This is a genomic window from Teichococcus aerofrigidensis (genome assembly GCF_054073225.1).
This window is the reverse complement of sequence record NZ_JBSXMU010000136.1, coordinates 1-7,585: the sequence shown is the minus strand read 5'-3', so window position 1 is coordinate 7,585 and position 7,585 is coordinate 1. Positions and strand designations below refer to the sequence as shown.

8 protein-coding genes and 1 pseudogene are annotated in these 7,585 nt (G+C 71.9%); 3 read left to right on the top strand and 6 right to left on the bottom strand.

What is annotated here, in order from left to right; genetic code table 11:
- From ACVMLK_RS18405 to ACVMLK_RS18390, 4 genes and pseudogenes are all read right to left on the bottom strand, one after another.
- Positions 1-189 (bottom strand): annotated as a pseudogene (locus tag ACVMLK_RS18405) (acetyl-CoA carboxylase biotin carboxyl carrier protein); the annotation flags it as partial.
- A gap of 61 nt (positions 190-250) precedes the next feature.
- Positions 251-706 (bottom strand): type II 3-dehydroquinate dehydratase, encoded by a 456-nt coding sequence (gene aroQ, locus ACVMLK_RS18400; RefSeq protein WP_198365250.1) that lies wholly within the window; start codon positions 704-706, stop codon positions 251-253.
- Between the two features lie 135 nt (positions 707-841).
- Positions 842-1,174, bottom strand: a complete 333-nt coding sequence (locus ACVMLK_RS18395; protein ID WP_198365249.1) for a four-helix bundle copper-binding protein — start codon at positions 1,172-1,174, stop codon at positions 842-844.
- Between the two features lie 101 nt (positions 1,175-1,275).
- Positions 1,276-3,264: a BCCT family transporter gene (locus tag ACVMLK_RS18390; RefSeq protein ID WP_457487217.1), complete on the bottom strand. Its 1,989-nt coding sequence runs from the start codon at positions 3,262-3,264 to the stop codon at positions 1,276-1,278.
- A 248-nt stretch (positions 3,265-3,512) separates the two neighbouring features.
- Between ACVMLK_RS18390 and ACVMLK_RS18385 the strand changes: the two genes are divergently transcribed.
- From ACVMLK_RS18385 to ACVMLK_RS18375, 3 genes are all read left to right on the top strand, one after another.
- On the top strand, positions 3,513-4,292 hold the full coding sequence (locus tag ACVMLK_RS18385; RefSeq protein WP_457487216.1) for a hypothetical protein: 780 nt from the start codon (positions 3,513-3,515) through the stop codon (positions 4,290-4,292).
- An 89-nt stretch (positions 4,293-4,381) separates the two neighbouring features.
- Positions 4,382-4,594 (top strand): sulfur carrier protein ThiS, encoded by a 213-nt coding sequence (gene thiS / locus ACVMLK_RS18380; protein ID WP_198365247.1) that lies wholly within the window; start codon positions 4,382-4,384, stop codon positions 4,592-4,594.
- Positions 4,595-4,598: 4 nt separating this feature from the next.
- A complete protein-coding gene (locus tag ACVMLK_RS18375) occupies positions 4,599-5,393 on the top strand; it encodes a thiazole synthase (protein ID WP_198365246.1) in 795 nt (264 codons plus the stop codon).
- A 28-nt stretch (positions 5,394-5,421) separates the two neighbouring features.
- Here the strand turns inward: ACVMLK_RS18375 and ACVMLK_RS18370 are convergent, their stop codons facing one another.
- Together ACVMLK_RS18370 and ACVMLK_RS18365 are read right to left on the bottom strand one after the other, a co-directional pair.
- Positions 5,422-6,993, bottom strand: coding sequence for a DHA2 family efflux MFS transporter permease subunit (locus tag ACVMLK_RS18370; RefSeq protein WP_457487215.1), 1,572 nt, complete (start codon positions 6,991-6,993; stop codon positions 5,422-5,424).
- Between the two features lie 7 nt (positions 6,994-7,000).
- Positions 7,001-7,585, bottom strand: a 585-nt coding sequence (locus ACVMLK_RS18365; RefSeq protein WP_457487214.1) for an HlyD family secretion protein, incomplete at its 5' end; no start/stop codon positions are given.

The window sequence follows — 7,585 nt, the reverse complement described above, 5'->3', positions numbered from 1 at the left end:
CGCGGGCGCCGGGGCGGCGGCCACGGCCGGCACCGCCACCGGGGCGGCCGGTGCCGCGGCCATGGCGATGTTGCGCGTGACGCGGAGGCGGCTTTCCCCGTCCGCCAGCTCGATCTCGGTGAGATCTGTCTCCCGCAGGATCTGGGCCAGGGCGCGGATCGCGTCCGGGCCGAAGGAAATGCCGCTCATGATGCCTTTGGCAACCTCTTTGCTACGCGCCGGTCAGGGGGCGCCGGTCCGGCCCGGTCGGTCAGTCCTGGTCCGACTGGGCCAGGATGCCGGCGATGCCCCGCAGGGCCAGGGCATAGCCGTGGGGCCCCAGCCCGCAGATCACGCCCTGCGCCGCGCGCGAGACATAGGACAGATGCCGGAAGGATTCCCGGCGATGGATATTGCTCAGATGCACCTCGACCACCGGCAGGTCGGAGGCCAGCAGGGCGTCCATCAGCGCGATCGAGGTGTGGGAATAGCCGGCCGGGTTGATGATGATGCCGGCGGCCAGGCTGCGCGCCTCCTGCACCCAGGAGATCAGCTCGCCCTCGACATTGCTCTGACGAAAGTCGATCGCCAGGCCGAGGGAATCGGCGGTCTCGGCGCAGAGCGCCTCGACGTCGTCCAGCGTCTCGGACCCGTAGATGTCCGGCTGGCGCGTGCCCAGCAGGTTCAGGTTGGGGCCATTCAGGATGAAGATCAGCGGCGGGTTCACTGTCGGGGTTCCGTCCGGGTCCGGTCGGGCGCGGTAGCACGGGGGGTTTCCACACCGCAAGCGCCGCCGCCCCCGCGGGCCGCGGCGCGCCCCACCGCCAGGGTTTCAAGTGTCTGGAAAGCCAGGCCCCCCGGTTCAGCCGGCCATCGCCTCGCACTGCTCCGCGCAGGCGCGGCAGGCGGCGACGCAGTCCTCCATCCCGCCCAGCCTCTCGCAATCGGCGGCGCAGTCGCGGCAGAGCGCGGCGCATTCCCGGCAGGTCCGCCGATGCTGCGGCGTGCCGAGCAGCATCATGTGGGCCGAGGTGCGGCAGAGTTCGGCGCAGGCCAGCATCAGCCGGACATGCGCCGGCTCGGCATGCTTCCCGCCCACTTCCAGGCAATGGCCCGAGGCCATGGAGAGGCAGGTGGCATAGCACTTCAGGCAGGCCTCGATGCAGGCCCGCATCTCCTCCGGCAGATGACGCATCGCTGTTCTCCCTCACTGCGGACGGAACCGGCGGGGCGGCCCGGGGTTGCCGCCGCGCCTCGCGCCGGGATCGATCGCTGCCGGCGGGCGGGGGGGGGCCGTCAGACCGAGCGGATGGCGTGCAGGTACTGGAAGTGGCGGTCGTACTGGGCCAGCACGTCGCGGATCAGCTCCTCCTCGCTGAAGCCCATGACGTCGTAATCCTGGCTGCCATCCTCCAGGAAGACCTCGGCGCGGTAGTAGTGGTCGCGCTTCTCCTTCTCGGGGGCCGCCTCGAAGTAGCTGAAGCGGGGCATGGTGTATTCCCGCTGGCGGATGCCGTAGTGGAATTCCTCCGGCGCCTCCGGCATCGAGACGAGGCGCAGCCGGCCCTCCCGCTTCCGTACCTCGGCCGAGAGGCCGCGGCGCCGCAGCTCCGCCGCCACCGCCTCCAGTGCCGGCCCGGCGGTGCGCTCCAGGAAGGCCGTCACCTCCTCGCGGCGCGGATGCGACAGGATGCCGTGCAACTGCCGCTGCCAGGAGGCGGGCTGGCGCGGCGGCAGGTTCTGCGCCAGCGCGTCCTGCCGCAGCCCCTCGCGTTGCAGGGCGCGCAGCAGGCCGTAGCACATCAGGATCATCACCACGGTGAAGGGCAGCGCCCCGGCGATGGAGGCGGTCTGCAGGGCCTGCAACCCGCCCGAGGCCAGCAGCACCGAGGCCACCACGCCGGAGGAGACCGCCCAGAAGACGCGCTGCCAGAGTGGCGGGTCGGCCCGGCCGCCATCGGCGATGGTGCCCATGACCAGCGCCGCGCTGTCGGCCGAGGTGATGAAGAAGGTGACGATCAGCGCCATGGCGAACCAGGAGACGACCCGCGCCAGGGGGAACTGCTCCAGCAGCGCGAAGAGCGCCAGGCTGACGTCGCGCTGCACCGTTTCGGTGACGGCGGTGGTGGCGCCGGTCAGGTGCAGCCAGATCGCTGTGTCGCCGAACACCGTCATCCAGGCGAAGGTGAAGCCGGCCGGAACCAGCAGCACGCCCATGACGAATTCGCGGATGGTGCGCCCGCGCGAGATGCGGGCGATGAACATGCCGACGAAGGGCGACCAGGCGATCCACCAGCCCCAGTAGAACAGGGTCCAGCTGCCCAGCCACTCCTTCGGGTCGTAGGCATACATGTTGAAGGTGCGCTCGGCAAAGCTGTCGATATAGCCGCCGAGGTTCTGCACGAAGGTCTGCAGCAGGAAGGTGGTCGGGCCGACCACGAAGACGAAGACCATCAGCAGGCCGGCGGTCGCCATGTTGAAACTGGAGAGCAGGCGGATGCCACGGTCGAGGCCGGAGGCGACGGAGAGCGTGGCCAGCGCCGTGATGATGGCGATCAGCACGATCTGCACGGTGAAGTTGCTTGGCACTCCCAGCACATGGTTGAGGCCGGCATTGACCTGCAGCACGCCGAGGCCGAGCGAGGTGGCGACGCCGAACATGGTCCCGAGCACGGCGAAGATATCCACCGCATGGCCGATCGGACCGTGGATACGCTCGCCCACCAGCGGGTAGAGCGCCGAGCGGATGGTCAGCGGCAGGCCGTGGCGGTAGCTGAAATAGGCCAGGCTGAGCCCGATCACGGCATAGATCGCCCAGGCGTGCAGGCCCCAGTGGAAATAGCTGATGCGCAGCGCCTCGCGCGCCGCGGCGATGCTGGCCGGCGGCGCCTCGGGTGGCAGGATGAAGTGCGTCACCGGCTCGGCCACGCCGAAGAAGACCAGCCCGATCCCCATCCCGGCGCTGAACAGCATGGCGAACCAGCCAGGGTAGCTGTAGGCCGGCTCCGAATGGTTGGGGCCGAGACGCACCCGGCCATGGCCGCTGATGGCGAGGCCGATGACGAAGATCAGGAAGCCGGCCACCGCCATCAGGTAGAACCAGCCGAGCTCGCGCGTGATCCAGCCCTGCAGGGCGGCGAAGGTCCGGCCCGCCGCCTCCGGCGCCAGTGCTCCGAACAGGACGAAGAGCAGGGCCAGGCCGGCGGAGACGACCAGCACCACCCGGCTCGGCGGCGGCGCGGCGGGCCGGGCGGGGCCGGAGGAAGGGAGGGCGGGATCGGTCATGGCGGCCTCCTGTCTGCGCGCGGCGGATATTCCCAGTGCAGGCAACAAGGCCGGCGCGGGTCAAGAGTTCCCCCAAAAAAAGCCCCGCTCCGGTTCGCCGCCCTGATCCGGCGCGGAGGCCCGGGGAGGAGGACGGGGAGGAGGCCAGGAGATGTTCCGCATCCGGCACGAGCCCCGGCGCGGGATGACACCGCCGCGTCGCCTGCCTAGGTTGCGCCCGCGATGACCGATGAAGGAAGGACGCCGCGATGATCCGTCCCGCCGCGATCCGGGCCGGCGTGAACCGCGCCGCCGGAGTCGGGCTGCTGGCCCTGGCGCTGGCCGCCTGCAGTCCCAGCTACTCGCCCGACACCTATGCCAGCCGCGCGGTGCAGCAGGCCAACAAGGTCGAGGCCGGGGTGGTGGCCGGGCGGCGGCCGGTCGAGATCTCGGCCGATGGGACCACCGGCGCGGTGACGGGCGCCGCGGCGGGCGGCGTGGCCGGCACGCGGGCGGGCGGCGGTGACATCACCTCGGCCTTCGCCGGCATCGGCGGCGGGCTGATCGGCGGGCTGATCGGCACCGGCGTGGAGAAGGCGGTCGGCTCCTCGCCGGGCTACGAGTACATCGTCCGCAAGCCCAATGGCGAGATGGTCTCGGTGGTGCAGCGGGACGAGACGCCCCTCGCCATCGGGCAGCGCGTGCTGGTCATCGCCGGGCAGCAGGTGCGCATCGTCGCCGACTACACCGTGCCCAACGAGACGCCCCCCGCCCCGGCGCCGAAGCCGCACGAGATCGTGGATCCGGCCCGGGTGCAGGCCACGCCGCTCAACCCGCCCCCGGCCGTCGGACCGCCCCCGCCCGCCGAGGCGCCCGCGGCCGCGCCGGCGGCACCGGGCGCATCCGCCACGGGTCTTCCCACGGATCTTCCCGCGGGAGCCATCCTCCCCCCGGCCGTCTCCCCCGCTCCCGCCGCCCCGGCCCCCATGCCGGCGGCCCCGGCGGGTGGCGAGGCCGCCTCCGAAGCCGCGCCGCAGCCGGCCGGCTGACCCCCCGCCCCCGGCCCGCCGCGCGCGGGGCAGAGGCCGGATGTGCACCCCCCTTTCAGCGGGACGCGCCCCGCGCCACATTCCAGGCCATGGCGGACAGCATCCAGATCACCATCAACGGAGAGCCCCGGCTCATCCAGCAGCAGGCCACCGTCGCGGATCTGCTGGCGACGCTCAGCCTCGACACCCGGAAAGTGGCTGTGGAGCGCAATCTGGAGATCGTGCCGCGCTCGGCCTATGCCGCCACCGCGCTGACGGCCGGGGATACGCTCGAAATCGTGCATTTCATTGGCGGGGGCTGAAGCCATGGACGGTCATACGAGTCGCGACGACGAGGCCTGGGAGGTCGCGGGCCGCCGCTTCCGCTCGCGCCTGGTGGTCGGCACCGGGCGCTACAAGTCGCTGGAGGAGACCGCCGCCGCCATCGAGGCCAGCGGCGCCGAGATGGTCACGGTCGCGGTGCGGCGGGTGAACCTGTCGGACCGCAACGCGCCGATGCTGCAGGATTTCGTCAGCCCCGAGCGCTACACCTACCTGCCCAACACCGCCGGCTGCCACACCGCGCAGGACGCGGTCCGCACGCTGCGCCTGGCGCGCGAGGCGGGAGGCTGGAACCTGGTGAAGCTCGAGGTGCTGGGCCCGCCGCCCTTCCTCTACCCCGACATGCCGGCCACCTTCGAGGCCGCCGAGGCGCTGATCAAGGACGGCTTCGAGGTCATGGTCTACTGCGCCGACGACCCGCTGGCGGCGAAGCGGCTGGAGGAGATGGGCTGCGTCGCCGTCATGCCGCTCGGCGCGCCGATCGGCTCGGGCCTCGGCCTGACCAACCCCTTCATGCTGCATTCCATCATCCAGCAGGCCCGGGTGCCGGTGCTGGTCGATGCCGGCATCGGCACCGCGAGCGAGGCGGCGGCGGCGATGGAGCTGGGCTGCGACGCGGTGCTGCTGAACTCGGCCATCGCCCATGCGAAGGATCCGGTGCGCATGGCCCGCGCCATGAAGGCGGCCGTCGAGGCCGGGCGCGACGCCCATCTGGCGGGCCGCATGCCGCGCAACTACGCGGCCGATGCCTCCAGCCCGCTCTCCGGGCTGATCCGGTAGGGCTGGCGGCGGTGCGCGGCGTCCGGCCTCAGTGCCCGCCGCCGCCGCCCGCCCGCGGGCGGCGCAGCAGCAGCACCAGCGGCAGGGCGAGCAGGAAGCTGCCGGCCATCACCATCAGCACGTCGTTGTAGGCCAGCACCAGCGCCTGCTGCGTCACCATGCCCTTGATCCGGGCCAGCGCCGCCAGATCGGCCGCGCCGCCCAGCCCGCCCTCCAGCGCGCCGCTCAGGGTGGACTGGTATTCCCCCACCCCCTCCCGCGCCCAGTTCAGCGCCTCCGTCAGATGCAGCCGGTGCAGGTAGGAGCGGTCGGTGACGAGGGTGTTGATGACCGCGAGGCCGACCGCGCCGCCCAGGTTGCGCATCAGGTTGTAGAGCCCCGCCGCTCCCTTGAGCTGCGCCGGCGCCATGGTGCCGAGCGCGATCTGGTTGATCGGCGCCATGCACATCATCATGGCGACGCCGCGCAGGCCGAGGGGGAAGGCCATCTCGGCGAAGGCGCTCTCGGTGGTCAGCCGCGCCGTCTCCCACATGGCGATGAAGAAGAGCAGCAGCCCGACGGCCAGGATCGGCCGCGGGTCGAAGCGCGCCAGCAGCCGGCCCACGACCGGCGCCACGCAGAACATGCAGAGGCCGGTGATGAACATCACCTCGCCGATCTGCATGGAGTTGTAGCCGCGCACCCGCCCCAGGAAGAGCGGGATCAGGTAGACCGAGCCATAGAGGCCGGTGCCCAGGATGAAGCTGAACAGGCAGCCGATGGCGAAGTTGCGGTTGCGGAAGGCGCGCAGGTCGACGATCGGCTCTGCCCGGGTCAGCGCCCGCCAGAAGAAGGCGGCGCCGCCGCCCAGGCAGACCAGGGCGAAGACCCGCACCGTGCCGTCCTGCAGCCAGTCCCAGCGCGGCCCCTCCTCCATGACGTATTCCAGGCTGCCGAGGAAGGCGGCCATGGCGAGCAGCCCCCACCAGTCGAACCTCGCCAGCAGTGCGGGGTCCGGGCGGTCGATGTCCACCGTGTTCCAGACCGTGAGCGCGATGGCTAGGCCGACCGGCACGTTGATCAGGAACAGCCAGTGCCAGGAGAAGCTCTGGGTGAGCCAGCCGCCGAGGGTCGGGCCGATGGTCGGCGCCAGCGTCGCGGTCAGGCCGATCAGCACGGTCGCCGAGGCGCGCCGGCTGGGCGGGAAGAGCATGAAGCTGGCGGCGAAGACCGTCGGGATCATGGCGCCACCGATGAAGCCCTGGGCGGCGCGGAACACCACCATGGTGCCCAGGCTGGAGGACAGCGCGCAGGCGAGCGAGAAGACGGTGAAGCCGGTGGCCGAGGCGGTGAACAGCACCCGGGTGGAGAGCAGGCGCGAGAGGAAGCCCGAGAGCGGGATCATGACGATCTCGGCGATCAGGTAGCTGGTCTGCACCCAGCTCGCCTCGTCCGGGCTGGCGGCGAGGCCGGCCTGGATCTCCGAGATCGAGGCGGCGACGATCTGGATGTCCAGGATCGCCATGAACATGCCGAAGACCATCGCCATGAAGCCGATGCGGGCCTTCAGGGGCAGGCCGGCCGCGGCGGGCGCGCCACCGGCGGCGAGGCTGGCGCTCACGGCGCCCTCAGCGCAGGCCGAGCGTGCCGGCGGCGGCGGCCAGCACCCCGCGCGGCGCGCCCGGATCGGCGCGGGTATCGACCTCGGCCACCACCGAGAGGCCGGGGCGCAGCAGGGCGAGCGCCGCCGGGTCCTGCCCCGGCTCCAGCACCAGCTTCACCGGCACGCGCTGCACGATCTTGGTGAAGTTGCCGGTGGCGTTCTCCGGCGGCAGCAGGCTGAACTGGCTGCCGGTGCCGGGGGCGAAGCTGTCCACCCGGCCATGGAAGACGACGCCCGGAATGGCATCGACGGTGATCTCCACCGGCTGCCCCGGCCGCATGCCGGCCAGCTGCGTCTCCTTGAAGTTGGCGACCACATAGAGCCGCTCCGGCGGCGGCGCGACCGCCAGCAGCCGCTGCCCGGGGCGGACCAGCTGACCGAGCTGCGCCGCGCGGTTGCCGGCGATGCCGTCGAAGGGCGCGCGGATCTCGGCATAGGAGGCGTTGCGGCGCGCCAGGTCGAGAGCCGCGGCGGCCTGCTCGCGCCGCGCCGCGGCCTGGTCCAGCTGCGCCTGCTGCACGGCAAGCGCGCGCTGCCGCACCGCCAGCTC